Source organism: Hyphomonas sp., from assembly GCF_041398385.1.
Classification (GTDB): domain Bacteria; phylum Pseudomonadota; class Alphaproteobacteria; order Caulobacterales; family Hyphomonadaceae; genus Hyphomonas.
This window is the reverse complement of sequence record NZ_JAWKUW010000012.1, coordinates 1-14,860: the sequence shown is the minus strand read 5'-3', so window position 1 is coordinate 14,860 and position 14,860 is coordinate 1. Positions and strand designations below refer to the sequence as shown.

Annotated in this window: 14 protein-coding genes and 2 pseudogenes; 6 read left to right on the top strand and 10 right to left on the bottom strand. The window is 64.3% G+C overall.

Translation table 11 applies throughout. The features are described from left to right. Positions 1 to 410 (bottom strand): annotated as a pseudogene (locus R3C13_RS14825) (RNA methyltransferase); the annotation flags it as partial. Between the two features lie 121 nt (positions 411 to 531). Between R3C13_RS14825 and R3C13_RS14820 the strand changes: the two are divergent. Further along, positions 532 to 1,755, top strand: coding sequence for a hypothetical protein (locus R3C13_RS14820; protein WP_371311617.1), 1,224 nt, complete (start codon positions 532 to 534; stop codon positions 1,753 to 1,755). Here the strand turns inward: R3C13_RS14820 and rpoH are convergent. The 3 genes from rpoH to R3C13_RS14805 form a co-directional block, all read right to left on the bottom strand. Next, positions 1,752 to 2,651 carry an RNA polymerase sigma factor RpoH gene (gene rpoH / locus R3C13_RS14815; protein WP_371311616.1) on the bottom strand — a complete coding sequence of 300 codons (900 nt, stop codon included), beginning with the start codon at positions 2,649 to 2,651 and terminating at the stop codon, positions 1,752 to 1,754. The two genes, R3C13_RS14820 and rpoH, sit on opposite strands and share 4 nt — an antisense overlap. Positions 2,652 to 2,948: 297 nt before the next feature. After that, positions 2,949 to 4,616, bottom strand: coding sequence for a SulP family inorganic anion transporter (locus R3C13_RS14810; protein WP_371311615.1), 1,668 nt, complete (start codon positions 4,614 to 4,616; stop codon positions 2,949 to 2,951). Between the two features lie 14 nt (positions 4,617 to 4,630). Next, complete coding sequence (locus tag R3C13_RS14805) at positions 4,631 to 5,299, bottom strand: carbonic anhydrase (protein ID WP_371311614.1); 669 nt, start codon at positions 5,297 to 5,299, stop codon at positions 4,631 to 4,633. 293 nt (positions 5,300 to 5,592) lie between these two features. Here R3C13_RS14805 and R3C13_RS14800 point away from each other — a divergent pair, with 293 nt between their 5' ends. Further along, complete coding sequence (locus R3C13_RS14800; protein WP_371311613.1) at positions 5,593 to 6,540, top strand: LysR substrate-binding domain-containing protein; 948 nt, start codon at positions 5,593 to 5,595, stop codon at positions 6,538 to 6,540. On the opposite strand, the gene zapE is transcribed toward R3C13_RS14800, so the two are convergent. The 3 genes from zapE to R3C13_RS14785 all read right to left on the bottom strand — a co-directional run bounded on the left by zapE (position 6,537) and on the right by R3C13_RS14785 (position 8,823). Beyond that, a complete protein-coding gene (gene zapE, locus R3C13_RS14795; RefSeq protein ID WP_371311612.1) occupies positions 6,537 to 7,664 on the bottom strand; it encodes a cell division protein ZapE in 1,128 nt (375 codons plus the stop codon). The genes R3C13_RS14800 and zapE overlap by 4 nt on opposite strands. 7 nt (positions 7,665 to 7,671) lie before the next feature. Next, positions 7,672 to 8,286, bottom strand: a complete 615-nt coding sequence (locus R3C13_RS14790; RefSeq protein WP_371311611.1) for a rhomboid family intramembrane serine protease — start codon at positions 8,284 to 8,286, stop codon at positions 7,672 to 7,674. A gap of 93 nt (positions 8,287 to 8,379) precedes the next feature. Next, positions 8,380 to 8,823 (bottom strand): response regulator, encoded by a 444-nt coding sequence (locus R3C13_RS14785; RefSeq protein ID WP_371311610.1) that lies wholly within the window; start codon positions 8,821 to 8,823, stop codon positions 8,380 to 8,382. 233 nt (positions 8,824 to 9,056) lie between these two features. Here R3C13_RS14785 and R3C13_RS14780 point away from each other — a divergent pair, with 233 nt between their 5' ends. The 3 genes from R3C13_RS14780 (at position 9,057) to R3C13_RS14770 (ending at position 10,993) form a co-directional block, all read left to right on the top strand. Beyond that, positions 9,057 to 9,959, top strand: coding sequence for a 1-acyl-sn-glycerol-3-phosphate acyltransferase (locus R3C13_RS14780; protein WP_371311609.1), 903 nt, complete (start codon positions 9,057 to 9,059; stop codon positions 9,957 to 9,959). Between the two features lie 99 nt (positions 9,960 to 10,058). Then, entirely contained in the window at positions 10,059 to 10,526 is a 468-nt protein-coding gene (locus tag R3C13_RS14775) for a MarR family winged helix-turn-helix transcriptional regulator (RefSeq protein ID WP_371311608.1), read from the top strand. Between the two features lie 17 nt (positions 10,527 to 10,543). Continuing rightward, a complete protein-coding gene (locus tag R3C13_RS14770) occupies positions 10,544 to 10,993 on the top strand; it encodes a hypothetical protein (protein ID WP_371311607.1) in 450 nt (149 codons plus the stop codon). Here the strand turns inward: R3C13_RS14770 and R3C13_RS14765 are convergent. Further along, complete coding sequence (locus R3C13_RS14765) at positions 10,980 to 11,483, bottom strand: hypothetical protein (protein WP_371311606.1); 504 nt, start codon at positions 11,481 to 11,483, stop codon at positions 10,980 to 10,982. The two genes, R3C13_RS14770 and R3C13_RS14765, sit on opposite strands and share 14 nt — an antisense overlap. A 125-nt stretch (positions 11,484 to 11,608) precedes the next feature. On the opposite strand from R3C13_RS14765, the gene R3C13_RS14760 reads away from it, so the two are divergent. Next, positions 11,609 to 12,592, top strand: a complete 984-nt coding sequence (locus R3C13_RS14760; RefSeq protein ID WP_371311605.1) for an alpha/beta fold hydrolase — start codon at positions 11,609 to 11,611, stop codon at positions 12,590 to 12,592. A 6-nt stretch (positions 12,593 to 12,598) separates the two neighbouring features. On the opposite strand, the gene R3C13_RS14755 is transcribed toward R3C13_RS14760, so the two are convergent. Together R3C13_RS14755 and R3C13_RS14750 are read right to left on the bottom strand one after the other, a co-directional pair. Beyond that, complete coding sequence (locus R3C13_RS14755; RefSeq protein WP_371311604.1) at positions 12,599 to 14,476, bottom strand: alpha/beta hydrolase; 1,878 nt, start codon at positions 14,474 to 14,476, stop codon at positions 12,599 to 12,601. A gap of 73 nt (positions 14,477 to 14,549) precedes the next feature. Next, positions 14,550 to 14,860, bottom strand: a pseudogene (locus tag R3C13_RS14750) (carbon-nitrogen hydrolase); the annotation flags it as partial.

Here is a 14,860-nt window from a genome sequence, read left to right as displayed (position 1 = left end):
GTGCCGTCAGACAAGATTTCCCCCTCCGACCCCTTCGGGGCCACCTCCCCCGCAAGCGGGGGAGGATGAAGAAACTCGGCCGGTGCCGGCACATTGCCTTTCAGTCCGCAGGCGAGCACGCCGCGATGCATCGGGAACCCGGCGACACGGTCCATGATGTCCTGCGGCGCGACATAGACCGGGACGTCATGCGGAACCAGTGCCAGCAGGTCCGCCAACGGTTCGGGCCGCGACTCCGCCAGGAACACGCTCTCCACGGCAAAGTGCGAGCGGGTAAGCAGGGTCTCCAGCGTCACCTTGCCCTCGACGATGAAGCGCGCTCCGTGCCCGGAGGTCAGATCCTTCTCGCGAATGGACGTATAGGGCGCAAGGCGCGGATCGGACGGGTCGGTAACAGGCAGGACGGGCATGAACGATCCCTTGCCCTGTCCGGCGTGCCGGATCAATCGGGCTGGCGGCCGCCGAGACGGCTTTGCCAGCGGGCAGGTATGGGATAGGGTCCGGCACTGAGCCATTGGGGAAGAGTGGCACATGAAAGAGACCCATCTTGCGACCCGCATCGGGGTGACGCTGGCTTTTGCGCTGCTCTATGCCGCGTTCCTGGCGGAGACCGGCGTGCTGGTGCAGGAATTCGGCGCCTCCGGCCTGGCGCTTCGGCTGGCGGCGCTCGACTCCCAGAATTTCATCTTTTTCCCGGTGGCGGGCCTGCTGGCACTGGTGGCGTTCTGGAAACCGACCGTGCTTCTGGTGGATGCGATGGTGCGCGGGCGGCTGATGTATGGCCGGCCCGTGCTGGCCGCGAGCCTTGTCGGGTGCGCGGCCGCCGCCTGGGCGATTGCCGGGGCCTTCCAGTCGTCGGACGCGCGGTCCTTCTATGAAATCCGGCCGGATGCGCTGGTGGCAGATGCCGGCGCGCCGGCGACCCAGGGGGCGCCGCACCGGGCGGCGATCACCGAAATCCTGTCGCGCATGAAAATCCTGTCCGGCATCGACAAGGGGCTTGGAGAATACCAGGCCCAGTGCGACCGCGAATGGCTGCAATATTCGACCGCCGCGGATGTCGAGAAGCTGTGTTTCCCTGCGGGCGAGCGCCTGCCTGTGCGGGATTGCTGCACCGCCAAGGCGGCCTTCCGCGCCCATGTGAATGCCCTGGCCGCGAAAGCGCCGTCGCGCACGGCGACGGTGCACAATGTCATCCTGCCGGTGAAGGTGTTTTTCCTGCTCCTGCTGCTCGGCCTCGGCGTGTTGCTGGTGCAGTACCGCAAGGGGCTCGAGCGGGTGTACCGACGGAACCTTTCGGGCGTGTCCTTCGGCCTCGCGCTAGGCGGGGCGGTCATGCTGATCTGGCCACTGATGAATGCGGCCTATCTTGAGACCATGTCACTGCTGACGGGCTCAGGCTCGGCCAGCGCATATACCGTCGTTGCGCCGCTGGTGGCGCTCGGCTTCGGGGCGTGGACGCTGCTGCTTGTCTTCTTCCACCTGCGTTCTTATCCCAGCCAGATCGAATACGCCGCCAAGGTGGGCGGCTTCATCGCGGCGGCGGTCGGCGTCTTCCGCTATGACGAGATCACCAACTATCTCGCCCGCACGCTGGGCGTGGGCGGTGGCCTTGTGGCAATCATCGTGTTCGCGGTGGGCGTCTGCGCCCTCATCCTCTCCATCCTGATGGGCGTCGACCCGACGGACATCAAGCTGGACGAGGACGCGGAAGACGTTGTGAAAACCGTTATGGAATCTGCCGGCGGGGATTAGTTCCCCGCCGGCAGGCCCTGTTCCTTGGCCATGCGCTTCATGGCCTTTTGCAGTTTCTCGAAGGCGCGGACCTCGATCTGGCGGATGCGCTCGCGGGAGACATTGTATTCCTCCGACAGCTCTTCCAGCGTCTTCGGCTCTTCCGAGAGGCGGCGCTCGGTCAGGATGTGGCGTTCGCGCTCGTTCAGGTCTTCCATGGCCGCGGTGAGCAGGGTCATGCGGGCATCGAATTCCTGCTGGTTGGCGAAATCCTCGGCCTGGCCCGGCTCGTCATCGGCCAGCCAGTCCTGCCATTCCATGTCGCCATCGGTGCCCATCGGCACGTTCAGCGAGGCATCCGAGCCGGACATGCGCCCGTTCATCGAATAGACCTCGTCCTCGGTAACGTTCAGCTTCTCGGCGATCAGGCGGGCCTGTTCGGGCTTCAGGTCACCCTCTTCGAGGGCGGCCATTTCGCCTTTCAGGCGGCGCAGATTGAAGAACAGCTTTTTCTGGGCGGCCGTCGTGCCGAGCTTCACCAGGCTCCACGAGCGCAGGATGTATTCCTGGATCGCGGCGCGGATCCACCACATGGCATAGGTGGCGAGGCGGAAGCCCTTGTCCGGGTCGAATTTCTTGACGGCCTGCATCAGGCCCACATTGCCCTCGGAAATCACCTCGGCCATGGGCAGGCCATAGCCGCGGTATCCCATTGCAATTTTTGCAACGAGGCGCAGGTGCGAGGTGACCATTTTCTCGGCTGCTTCGGTGTCCTCATGCTCCTTCCAGCGCCGTGCGAGCATGAACTCCTCGTTCTTCTCGAGCATCGGAAACTTGCGGATTTCGCTGAGGTAGCGGCTGAGGCCCTGTTCCGGGCTCAATGTAATATTTGTGCTGGCGGAAATCTTGTTCGCCATTCTCCCTGATCCTCCTTTTAGGCCCCTGTCCCGCATGGGCGGCAACCGGGTCCGGTTTGGGTTACCGGCAAAAGAAAAGGCCCCGCATGGCGGCGGCCGGCCCTTACCGATGAGCGCATGGGTTTCATCACGCCGATCCATAAATAGGAATTACGGCCTTCTTAGGGAAGGGGTTGGGGCAGTCGCAGGCGGTCACAGTCAGGTGAGGCGTTGAATTTCAAAAAATTTCCCCCGCTCCGAGAGAGGACGGAGCGGGGGTCAGGTCAGGCTCGGGGAAGTCCTGTTTTCCGGCCGGCTTTATTCTGCGGGTAGGGGTGCCGGCTTCTTGCTCAGGCGTTCGAGGGCCGATTCCAGCGCCTCGATGCGGTTACCGAAAGTACGGTCCCCGGCAGCCGGATCGCAGGTCGCGAACCGGTCGAGCACGCGCGAGACCTCGTCATTCATGCCGGTGAGGTAGACCTGCTTTCCGGCATCCTCGGCGTCTTCCATGATGGTCTCGACCGCGCGCACGGCGGAGACGTCCACGAAGGGCACACGGGAGAAGTCGAGCACGATGATCTCGACCTTGTCGCCCGTGCGGCTGCGGACATGGTGTCCGAGGTCGGCCGCGGCGCCGAAGCTCAGAGGGCCGCCGAAGTCGAACAGCATGATCCGGCCGCCGGAGCGCGAGAGGATCTGCACTTCTTCCTCGCTGGTCTGGCGCGGCGTTGCCTGCTGGACCGAGGCGATCTGGTCGTCGGCGAGCTTCTTGATGAAGGCGAGGGCAGCAAGCACCACGCCGACCGCAACCGCCGTGATCAGGTCCACGAACACGGTCAGGCCAAGGACGAGCACCATGAGGGCAAGATCCCAGCGCGGGCCCTTGTGGGCGCGGACGAGGTAGGACTTGTCGATCGTGTCGACGCCGACCTTGACCAGGATGCCGGCCAGAACCGCATGCGGGATCTGCGAGGCGAGCGGGCCGAGGCTGAGCACGATCGCCAGCAGCACAAGGGCGTGCGTCATGCCGGAGATGCGCGTGCGGCCGCCCGAGCGGATGTTGATGACCGTCCGCATCGTGGCACCGGCGCCGGGGATGGCACCGAAGAGGCCGCCAAAAGCGTTGCCGATGCCCTGACCGATCAGCTCCTTGTCGGAGTCGTGGCGGGTGCGTGTCATGTTGTCGGCGACGAGCGAGGTCAGCAGGCTGTCGATCGAGCCGAGGACGGCGAGGATGAAGGCTGCTTCCAGAACGACCAGTGCGGTGTCCGTGCTGAACATGGGCAGTACGAATTGCGGCAGGCCGGTCGGGATGTCGCCCAGCACCGGCGCACCCGGCAGGACGAGGCTGATCAGCGTACCGATCACCAGCGCCGCGAGCGGGCCGGGCACATAGGCCGCAAACTTCTTCGGCCAGCTGAACACGATGACCAGCGTGATGACGGCAATGGCCACCGCTGTCATGTTCGGGTCCATCACGGCGCCGGGCACGGCGGTGAAGGCCGGGATCGTGCCGCCGCCATCCGGTTCGTGACCGAAGAGGCGCGAAAGCTGCAGCGCAATGATGATGACGCCGATGCCGCTCATGAAGCCGGAAATCACCGGGTAGGGGACGAGCTTCACATACTGGCCGAACTTCAGCACGCCGAAGAGAATCTGCAGGAGGCCTGCAAGGATCACCGCCGCGAAGACGAGCGTCGGGCTGCCACCCAGCGCGGCGTAGAGGCCGGCAAACACGACGACCATCGGGCCGGTCGGGCCCGACACCTGCGAGCCGGTGCCACCGAAGAGGGCCGCGAAGAAGCCGACGAAGATTGCGCCCCAGAGGCCGGCGATGGGACCGGCGCCTGAGGCTTCACCGAAGGCGAGCGCAAGCGGAAGGGCGACAATGCCGGCGGTGAGGCCGCCGAACAGGTCGCCTTTCAGGTTGCTCATATCAAAATAGGGGCCGCGCCCTGAAGGCGCGGCAGTCTGTGTCTGTGACATGGGATCGGTCCGTATCAGGCGGCGCAGGAGTGCTGGCCGGCGAGTTCCTTGATCTGGGCGGCGTAACGCGCGTCGACCGTGATGAAGCGCTTTTCGGCCTCATCGAAGGCTTCGACTTCGCCCGTGCGGATGTCGTACACCCAGCCGTGCAGTTCGACCGTGCCCTTTGCCAGGGCCGCAGCGACGGCGGGATGCGTGCGCAGGTGCTGCAGCTGGAGCAGGACGTTCTGCTCGATCAGCAGCTTCATGCGCTCTTCTTCCGTGGCCTCCGGTGCGAGCGAGTCGACGATGTCGACGGCGGCCTTGGAATAGCCGAGCCATTTCCTGACATGCGGCAGGCTGCAGAGGCCTTCCGGGTTCATCGCGCCTTTCATGGCGCCGCACTCGGTGTGGCCGCAAACGACAATGTGCGGAACCTTCAGCACGGCGACGGCGTACTCGATCGAGGCCGTCATGCCGCCGGTATGCTCCGTATGCGGCGGGACGATGTTGCCGGCATTACGGCAGATGAACAGCTCGCCCGGTTCGGTCTGGGTGATCAGCGCCGTTTCGACGCGGGAATCGGAGCAGGTGATGAACAGGGCTTCGGGCGACTGGCCCTTGCTCAGTTCTTCGAAGAGATCCTGTTTTTCAGGATAGACGTTGTTCTGGAAGCGGACGACGCCAGCAGCAAAGCGCGGCATTCGAAACTCCTTTCGATGCTGGGAGGAAAGACTGGATTGTCAGGGAGGGGAAGGAGTGGCGCGGTGGGCGCCTCAACCCGCGCGGGGCGGATCGACGACCGACCGGGTCGCTTCGCTATAGCGACGGCAGGCACTGCGGCTTGGCGTGTCCATAGGGTACAAGGGTGAAGCTCCCGGCAGCATGAGCAGCCAAGATGGCGTGGCGCATTAGATAGTACCAATATAAAAATTCTCTTGTTTCAATAGTAAAATACTATCAAAGATGAAGATGGAAACCGGAGGCTTCATCTCTCATGCGCCCGACCCTTCGCCAGCTCCAGTACCTTGTCGCCATTGCGGAAACCGGAAAGTTCCACGAGGCCGCAAAGGCGCTCAACGTGTCGCAGCCCAGCCTGTCGGCCCAGATCGCGGAGGCGGAGGAACAGCTGGGTGCCGTCCTGGTCGAGCGGGGGCGCCATGGCGCCTTCATGACGCCGGTCGGCGAGGAAGTGGTGCGCCGGGCCCGGGCGATCCTGGCGCAGGTTGAAGACCTGAAAAGCGTGGCCCGGCGGCCGAAGGGCGATGTCGCCGGCCGCTACCGCCTCGGCACTGTGCCGACCATCGGGCCCTACCTGTTGCCGAGCGCGGTGAAGGAATTGCACCGTCTGTACCCGGATCTTCGCATGAGTGTGCGGGAGGAGCGCACGGTCGATCTTGAGGAGCGTCTGTCCGACGGCCGGCTCGACATGATCATCTCCACTGCGGAAGACCATGTGAACGGCCAGCAGATGACGCTGTTCGAGGAAACGCTGTATGTCTGCGCCGCGCAGGAAGACCCGCTGTCGCAGGAAGAAGGCCCGGTCAGTCTCGACGCCCTGAAGGGACGTGAACTGCTGAGCCTCGGTCCCGGCCACCGCCTCAGCGTGATTACGCAGCGGCTGGCCGACGTCGCCGGCGCGCATGTCTCCACCGAATATGAAGGCACCTCGCTCGACGCCATGCGCCAGATGGCGACCATGGGCGCGGGCATCGCTATCCTGCCGAACCTCTATGCCGTGGTCGAAGCCCAGCGCGACCCGACGCAGGTCGTGCGGCCCATCCGCCACGAACTCGCCCGCCGCCGCATCAGCCTCATCTGGCGCAAGGGCTCGCCCGTGACCCCGGCTATCGAAGCCTTCGGGCAGGTCTTCCGCGATGTGGCAGCTGAGCTGATCGGCGGCGATGCCATCGCGGCGGCACCGAAAAAAAGGAAGACGCGCTAGTCGTCCGCGATGTCGACCCGCTCCTCGGCGAGGTAGTCCTCCGAGCGCATTTCGTGCAGGCGGCTTGAGGTGCGTTCGAATTCGAAGCTGCCATCGCCGGCGGGATAGAGGGCTTCCGGCTCTGCCGCCGCGCTCGCAACCAGCTTGATCTTCGCTTCATAGAAGGCGTCGATCAGCGCGACGAAGCGCGCCGCTTCATTGCGGTTTTCCGGGCCGAGCAGGGGAATGCCGGACAGGATCACCGTGTGGAAATTCGCCGCGATGGCGAGATAGTCGCGCGAATAGAGCGGCCGGGCGCAGAGTTCCTCGAAGGTGAAGCGCGCCACGCCCGCAGCCTCCCGCTGTACTTCCAGCTTCCGGCCCTTGATGGTGAGCACGCAATGCTGGGCTTGTGCCCCGAAGGTGAGGCGCTCCCACACCGCGTCCAGCGCGGTCTCAGATGCCGGGCCCAGCGGGCTGTACCAGACCGGTGCGGCGGTCAGCCGGTCGAGCCGGTAATCATTGCCGGAATCGAGATGGTAGATGTCGCACCGTTCCTTCAGCAGGCGGATGAAGGGCAGGAAGAGGGGGCGGTTAATGCCGTCCTTGTAGAGATCGTCGGGCACGCGATTGGAGGTCGCCACCATGGTGACGCCGCGCGCGAAGAGCTGTTCGAACAGGCGCGCGAGGATCATCGCATCGGCGATCTGTGTCACCTGGAACTCGTCAAAGCAGAGCAGCTGTGCGCCGGCCGCGACTTGTTTTGCAACTGGCGGAATGGGGTCGTCGCCCGCGTCCTTCACGCGCCAGGTCGAGCGCTTGCGGTCGGCGTCCGGCATCTTGCGCCAGATGTCCAGCAAGTCCTGGATCTCGGCCATGAATTCATGAAAGTGCACGCGGCGCTTCTCCCGCGTCGGGGCCGCCTCGAAGAATAGGTCCATCAGCATGGACTTGCCGCGTCCGACGCCGCCCCAGAGATAGAGGCCGGTCACCGGCTCGGGCCGGGAAAACCAGCCGGATTTCTGCGGCGCTGCCAGCCGTGTGGCGAGATCGTCCAGCAGGGCAGCCGCTTCGGCCTGCGCGGGGTCTTCCGTCAGAAGGCCCTCATCGACGCGCCGGCGATACTGGCCGAGGACGCTTCCCATGCGCGGGTCAGCCGAACTTGCCGGCGATCTGCTGCATCAGGTGCCCGATCGCGCCCGGCACCAGGATCAGGGTCATCACGATCCCCGCAATTGCCCCGCCCAGGTGGGCGCCATGGGCGATCATCGTGTTCTCCTTCTGGGAATAGATGAAGCTGACCACGATGAAGATCAGGGCATAGAGGCCCGCCCAGATCGGCAGGGCAAAGAACACATAGATCATGGCGAACGGGAACAGGAGGCCGACGGCCGACATCAGGCCGGAAATCGCGCCCGAGGCGCCGATGGCGCGGTAATCGGGCTTGTTGCGCTTGTCCACGACTTCCCAGATTGAGCCCCCGATCAGGGAGCCGAAATAGAGCAGGGCGAAACTTGTGCTGCCGATCGTGTTCTCCAGCGGCGGGCCGAAGAAATACAGGGTCATCATGTTCACGAGCAGGTGCGTGAAGTTCACATGCAGGAAGCCGGAGGTCAGCATCCGGTGATATTGCTTCTGGTCGCGGATCGGACGGATCCAGAGCGAATTCTGTGCGAGGAAGTCCGGCACCGTGAACGCGACGAAGCTGGCGACGATATTTGCCGCCAGCAGGGCGAAGGTCACGGGGGAAGAAACGATCGATTCCATGCGTTCACGGTATCCCTGTCGATGGCCGGCAGGAAAAAGCCGCCCGGAACTTGTCCGAGCGGCTTAGCAAGGTCTGCACGTAAAGGGCAAGCGTCAGGCGGCGCGGACGGCCGGCTTCGCCATCGTGGCGGTCTGCGGCATCAGGTCCATGAGGAAATCCTCAAACGCGTCCGGACGCTGGATGAACCGGTTGAAGGGCAGGTTCGCCTTGAACACGGCTTCGGGGTGGATATTGGCGCCGCAGCGCAGGGCCGAGGCCACGACATCGTCGCGGGATTCCAGCGAGGAGACGACGGCGATGCGGTATTTGCCCATATTGGCAACGCGCGCGATGGTCATGTCCGGATCGATCGAATCCGGCAGGCCGAGGTCGAGGACGACCAGGTCAAAACGCTCAAGACGCAGGCGCGATTCGGCCGCCATCAGCGTCGGAGCCATCACGAGATCGATCTGCACGCGCGAACGGGCCGCCTTGTCGGCAGCAATCGCCAGCATGTCACGAACCGGCTCGTGATCCTCAACCCAAAGAACTTTCATAAATCTACCCCAGAATATTTGGTTGTGCGGGTAATCATCCTGCCCCCGGTCGTTCCGATACATTGCCATTTCGGCCTTACGTCTTAGTAAATCGAACCTTGCTGAAGTGTTGAAATCTCAACGGATTGCACCCTTCGGTACATTTTTGGCGAGTGAGCAGGGCGCTTCCGTGCGCCAGGGGCATCGCCTATGTTCAGGGTTTCCGGATTGCCGGAGAGGGCACAAGACCAGACATGGCGGACGAGACGCTCCCCAAACCGCCTGCAACGTCAGGCAAATCGGCTTTTCTCGATGTGGAACTGGCCGGCGACCAGCATATTGTGGATGTGCTGATCGAGGAACGCTGCCCGAAATTGCGGGCCAGCCCGGCCTGGCCGGTCGCCCGGCCGATCCTTTATTCCCTGCTGGGTTATCGCAAGGCCCGCGCGATGGCGGACGAGGTTGTCCAGCTGACGGGGCGCGAATCATTCGACCGGCTCGCCCGCCAGCTGGCCTTCGACATCAGCGTCGAGGGGATCGAGCGGATGCCCCGCACGGGCCGGCTGATCATCGCCGCGAATCACCCGACGGGCCTTGCCGACGGCGTGGCGGTCTGGGATCTCCTGAAACGGGTCCGGCAGGACATCATCTTCTTTGCCAATGCCGATGCGATCCGGGTCAATCCTCGGTTCGAGGATGTCATTATCCCGGTCGAATGGGTGATGGAGAAGCGCTCGCCGTCGAAGACGCGGGAGACGCTGAAGCGGGCGGCGGAAGCTTTCGCGGAAGAGAAGTGCGTGGTGATCTTCCCGTCCGGCCGCCTCGCCCGGAAGGTCGGCGACCGGCTGGAAGAGAAAGACTGGTTCCCCACCGTGGTCGGCCTTGCGAAGAAGCAGAACGCGCCGATCCTGCCGCTCAATCTCGATGCCTGGAACTCGCGGCTCTACTATCTCTTCTGCAATCTCAGCCCGGAGCTGCGCGACATCACCCTGTTCCACGAGCTGCTGAACAAGCGCGGCTCATCCATGCGCATGACCTTCGGCCAGATGATCGACCCGGCGACACTGCTGGGCGACACGAACGATCTCACCGACAGGCTGAAACGGCACGTGTCCTATGAACTGATGGACGACGCCGCGGCCGTGTTCCGGCCCTGAGGCTTCGATCCCAGCCACAATGCGACCTTGCCGGAAAAACCGAGGGAGAGTATTTCGACACATATTGACAACATATTGTCAAATAGACAATATACGACAATGAAAACCTCACGCCACCCTGTTCACACGCCCGCCGGTGCGGAACTGACCGAGCTGATGCTGGACATCTTCCGCGCCAATGGCGCCTTGCTGGCGGGAGGCGACCGGCTGGTCGCCCCGTTGGGCCTGACCAGTGCGCGCTGGCAGGTGCTTGGCTCTATCGCGCTGGCGGACCATCCCTTGCCAGTGGCGCATCTTGCCCGGCGTATGGGACTCAGCCGGCAGGCCGTGCAGCGGGTTGTGAATGATCTTGAAAGCGAGGGCTTTGTCGCGTTCGAGTCCAATCCAGATCACAAACGCGCCCATCTGGTTGTGCTGACCGGCAAGGGAGAGGGTGCCTATCAGGCCGCATCTGACCTGGAAGCGCCCTGGGCCAACCAGCTTGCGGACGGGCTGACCGCTGCAGATATTGACACGGCACGCAAGGTTCTGAACCGCCTCGCCGGGCGGCTGCAGGCCGAGAGTTGAGGGGGCGACGGGATATCATGCTCCGCAGGCTGCACCCCATTGCCGGCACAATCGGATTTGCCTCCATCGCCTTGTTCTGGACCTCGACCCTGACGGTGGAAATTGCCGGCGGGCCTGGTGCCATCGCCGCCTTGAAGCAGGCGATCCTGTGGGGAATGCTGGTGCTGATCCCCGCCCTGGCGCTGACCGGGTTCAGCGGCATGAAATCGCTTTCCGGCCCGGCGCACGGTCTGGCATCGACAAAGCTGCGCCGGATGCCATTCATCGCCGGAAACGGCATTCTCGTGCTGATCCCCAGCGCGGTGTTCCTTCACATGAAGGCATCGACCGGCGCATTCGATACGGCTTTTTATGCGGTGCAGGCGGTGGAGCTTGTGGCCGGGGCTATCAATCTGACACTGCTGGGCCTGAACCTGCGCGATGGCCTGCGGATGACCCGCCGTCGCCGGCAGGTCAGTAAGAGGTGATCCGGCTCGCCATGGCCGGATTAGCCGGGCAGGCGGCGGGAATGCCATCGTCCGCCTTCGGAAGGGCGCCGCCATGTCGCGCGGCCCAGGCAGCGGCCACGGAAATTTCCTGCGCGTCGTCGAACAGAGTGACAAGCCGCTTCAGGGCGGTCTCGCTGGCCCGGACCGTTTCGGCGCCTTCGAGGGCGGTCAGCTGCACTTCGGCTTCCTCGGCCATGCCGCGGAAGATGCAGCCGAGATCCTTGGCGCCGCTGACCTCGTCATTCCAGCTGCCGAGCCGCGTCGCGGTCATGGCGAAACGCTCGAGATCGATGAGATAGGCGTCTTCCAGCGCGGGGCGCTCACCCATCCGGGCGGTGTCCAGAAGGCCGGTAGTTTCGGAATAAAGGGCTGCGGCCTCCGCGCCCCAGCTTTCCGCAAGTTCCGGGCTTGCCGTCGCCGGAAAAGCCAGCGCGGACAGGAGAATCGGGACGAAAAGGCGTTTCATCATGGGGCAGGGGCCTCTGTTTCGCCTGTGAGGCGAGCAAATTGCGTGCCGCACCCTTCCCTTAGGGCTGGTCTTGCCAGTGGCAGGATGCCTGCCCACAAAATGGGGAAAACAGGGAAAAGCTTGGAATGACCGGGGAAAACAGGGGCATCGTGCGGGACCAGCCGCCGGAAATTCCGTCCGAAGGCGGGCCACTTGCCCCCTTCAACGGGGCGGTGCCGCCGTCGCCCGAATGGTTCAGGAAAGCGGTCGCCACACCTTATGAAACAGGCTCGGTGAGGGTTAAGGGCGCGGACGTGACCTATCAGCGCTGGGGCAAGCGCGGCGCGCCCGGCCTGCTGCTGGTACATGGCAACGGCGCCCATGCCCATTGGTGGGACTTCATCGCGCCATATTTCGCCAGCCGCTACAATGTCGCCGCGATCACCTTTTCCGGCATGGGTGACAGCGATCATCGCGAAAAATACGACATGGAGACCTTCGCCGAGGAGGAAGTCGCGGTCGCCGAAGCGGCGGGCCTGTTCGAAGGGCCGACCAAGCCGATCATCGTCGCGCACTCCTTTGGCGGCTTCGTCACCATCGTGACCGGCGCGGAATATGGCGACCGGTTCGAAGGCATGGTGATCGTCGACAGTCCGGTGAACCCGCCGGAGCGGCCGCATCGCGGGCCGAACCGGCAGGGCCGCCCCCACCGCACCTATCCGGACCTTGCAAGCGCGCTCGCCCGCTTCCGTCTCGCCCCGCCGCAGCTCTGCGAGAACCTTTATGCGATGGACTATATCGCCCGCTGGAGCCTGAAGCGTGCGGACGGGGAGGGCTGGACCTGGAAGTTCGATCCGCTGATCTGGACGCATTTCGAGGCCGGGCGCGATCCGGGCGAACTCCTCAGGTCGGCGCGCTGCCGCGTTGCCATCATCCGCGGCGAGGACAGCAATCTGATGCCGGATGATGTCGGTGCCTATATGCGCGAGCTGATGGGCCACCAGGTGCCCTTCATCTCAATTCCGCATGCGGACCATCATGTCATGCTGGACCAGCCGCTGGCCTTCATCGCGGCCCTGCGCACATTGCTGGCGGAATGGGACCATTCCGACCCGCACCGCACCGTCTGACCCGGATCAGGATTCCGGCACGAAGATGCCGGCGACGTTCAGCCACTGGACGATCTTCAGGGCGGACTCCCAAAGGGACGCATCGGCCGACCCGTCGGTTTCCGCCTTCGCCGCCTGACTGGACAGCACTTCGGCAGACTTCTCCACACCAACGCGCCGCATGGTCGTCATGGCGGTCGAGAAGGCCTGCTGATTGCAGAATTCCGTGCGTGCATCGCCGAGGATCCATGCGACCGCGCCGCTGCCTTCGTCGCGCCGCCCGAGCAGGCAGCGCTTGTCGGGCTCAAGGCTGAGCCACAGCACGGCCTGGAAGTCAGAGAAGGCGCCGCCGAAAATATCGGAATGGCCAAGCCCGCCATCGGAAACGCCCGACGTATCGATCGTGTTGAGATCCGGCAGGAGGACAGGATCGTTGGACTCGCCCGCGCGCCGGCCCGTGCCGTTGAACCGGCGCGATGCCTGCAGGGCGCGGTCCTTGGAGCTGGCATAGAGGGTCAGATCATCCGCCAGCGGACCGAAGGCGATCGCCATCTTTGAAAATTCTTCGGCCTCTACATCCGGCGAAGCGAACACGACTTCGTTGAACAGCTTTTCCTGCGGCTCGCGTGCGGCCAGTTTGTCGAGCGCCCGCACCAGGAATTCATTGCCCATGGAATGGGCGACCACGCTGATCTTCTCGGCCCCGGTTTCCTGCGACAGGGCCAGCAGGAAGGTCTCGAGGTCGCAAACGGCCTTGTCGTTGATCTGCGCCCGGTCGGCCTTGTAGCTGAACACGCTGCCTGCGGACGGCCAGGAATAGAACACCGGCGCCCCGTCGATTTCGAGGTCGACCGCCAGCTGAGCCGTCCGCTCGATGCCATCGGAAAATTTTGTGTTGTAGCCATGGATCAGCACGAAGATTTCCCGCCGCTTCGACTTGGCGAGTTCGAGCTTCACGCCCTTCACGAAGGCATCCATGCCGGGAAACACTTTCATGTCGCCGAGGATGACGTGCTTGGCGGGGTCAGGGCGGAATTCGAAGCGCACCATGCTCGGCTTCGGGATCTCGCCGACATTGCGGTTGCGCGGCACCGACACCATGACCGTGCCGGTCTGCAGGGGCCCGCGCTCAGCGCTGTAATAGGTGCGGGGGTCGAGGACGGCGCGGCCGTTGATGTCGACCTGTTTCACATCGGCTGGCGCCCGGTCTGTCCCGTAGAAGACCTTGACGATGTCGAAGTCCGGCTCTTCGCCGCCGAGGCCGCGGGGCAGCGGCACGCCTTCAGGCAGCACGTCCTCGTCGCTCCGTGCCCGGTCGACCGCCTCGCTGAACACGACTTCCGCCTCTTCGGCATCGTAGAGGCCGCCGGTTTCGGCGACTTGCGTCAGGTCCAGATCGTTTGCCTTGGCAAAGGCGAGCAAAGGCGCCATGCGCGGATGGTCCGGCCCGAGATGGGTGTTGACGAGCGCGATGGCGTTGCCGGTGTGCAGCGCCGCTTCGTCCATCCGGCCGGCGGCGAGGGCGATCTCCCCCATGCGGGCCTCAAGGTCGATCAGGCGGGTAAAGTCCGGCGTGGCGAGGCCCATTTCGGCATCATAGGCGTCCTGGTAGGTGGCGAGCGCCGTGTCCGTATCGCCCAGCTCCGCCAGCAGGTCCGCCAGGTTCAGCCTCAGCGCCGCGTCGCTGGCCTCATCGGCAAGCAGTTCAAGGGCCAGCCGCTGCATCGCGTCCGTGTCGCCCGCAAGTTCGGCGTCGCTGAGCTCCACCAGCAGGTCGCGAGGGATTTCAGGCTCCGCCGCTTCCGGGGCGGGGGCAGGGGCGACGGGCACCGGCTCGGGCGGCGAGGCGCAGGCGGTGAAGGCCGCGAGCAACGCGGCGAGCGCGGCAATACGAAGGGTTCCCATGCGTGTTCTCCTTCCCCGGACAGGCGAATAGTAGCCGGGGGCAGCCGCTTGCTGCAACCATGTGATCGGCCTGTCAGCCGCCTTTCTTCCACGCGACCGAATAGAGGTCGTACCGGCGGTCCTTGAGGTTCTGCACCGCGCCGGACTGGCGGGCCGTCAGCAGGTCTGACAGGGACAGGTCGGCGAGGGCGACGGTTTCCGTGTTGGGCGCCGTGTCGGCCGCCACGCCGTCGCGGGCAAAGGGGAAGTCCGAGGGCGTCAGGATACAGCTCTCGGCATAGTGGATGTCCATGTTCTCCACGTTCGGCAGATTGCCGACCACGCCCGACAGGGCGACATAGCACTGGTTCTCGACCGCCCGTGCCTGGCTGCAATAGCGCACGC

Bases quoted from the DNA above. Each gene is read 5' to 3' on its own strand.
- R3C13_RS14820 (WP_371311617.1), top strand. From the start codon at position 532: ATGAAAGAGACCCATCTTGCGACCCGCATCGGGGTGACGCTGGCTTTT.
- rpoH (WP_371311616.1), bottom strand. From the start codon at position 2,651: ATGGCGAACAAGATTTCCGCCAGCACAAATATTACATTGAGCCCGGAA.
- R3C13_RS14810 (WP_371311615.1), bottom strand. From the start codon at position 4,616: ATGTCACAGACACAGACTGCCGCGCCTTCAGGGCGCGGCCCCTATTTT.
- R3C13_RS14805 (WP_371311614.1), bottom strand. From the start codon at position 5,299: ATGCCGCGCTTTGCTGCTGGCGTCGTCCGCTTCCAGAACAACGTCTAT.
- R3C13_RS14800 (WP_371311613.1), top strand. From the start codon at position 5,593: ATGCGCCCGACCCTTCGCCAGCTCCAGTACCTTGTCGCCATTGCGGAA.
- zapE (WP_371311612.1), bottom strand. From the start codon at position 7,664: ATGGGAAGCGTCCTCGGCCAGTATCGCCGGCGCGTCGATGAGGGCCTT.
- R3C13_RS14790 (WP_371311611.1), bottom strand. From the start codon at position 8,286: ATGGAATCGATCGTTTCTTCCCCCGTGACCTTCGCCCTGCTGGCGGCA.
- R3C13_RS14785 (WP_371311610.1), bottom strand. From the start codon at position 8,823: ATGAAAGTTCTTTGGGTTGAGGATCACGAGCCGGTTCGTGACATGCTG.
- R3C13_RS14780 (WP_371311609.1), top strand. From the start codon at position 9,057: ATGGCGGACGAGACGCTCCCCAAACCGCCTGCAACGTCAGGCAAATCG.
- R3C13_RS14775 (WP_371311608.1), top strand. From the start codon at position 10,059: ATGAAAACCTCACGCCACCCTGTTCACACGCCCGCCGGTGCGGAACTG.
- R3C13_RS14770 (WP_371311607.1), top strand. From the start codon at position 10,544: ATGCTCCGCAGGCTGCACCCCATTGCCGGCACAATCGGATTTGCCTCC.
- R3C13_RS14765 (WP_371311606.1), bottom strand. From the start codon at position 11,483: ATGATGAAACGCCTTTTCGTCCCGATTCTCCTGTCCGCGCTGGCTTTT.
- R3C13_RS14760 (WP_371311605.1), top strand. From the start codon at position 11,609: ATGACCGGGGAAAACAGGGGCATCGTGCGGGACCAGCCGCCGGAAATT.
- R3C13_RS14755 (WP_371311604.1), bottom strand. From the start codon at position 14,476: ATGGGAACCCTTCGTATTGCCGCGCTCGCCGCGTTGCTCGCGGCCTTC.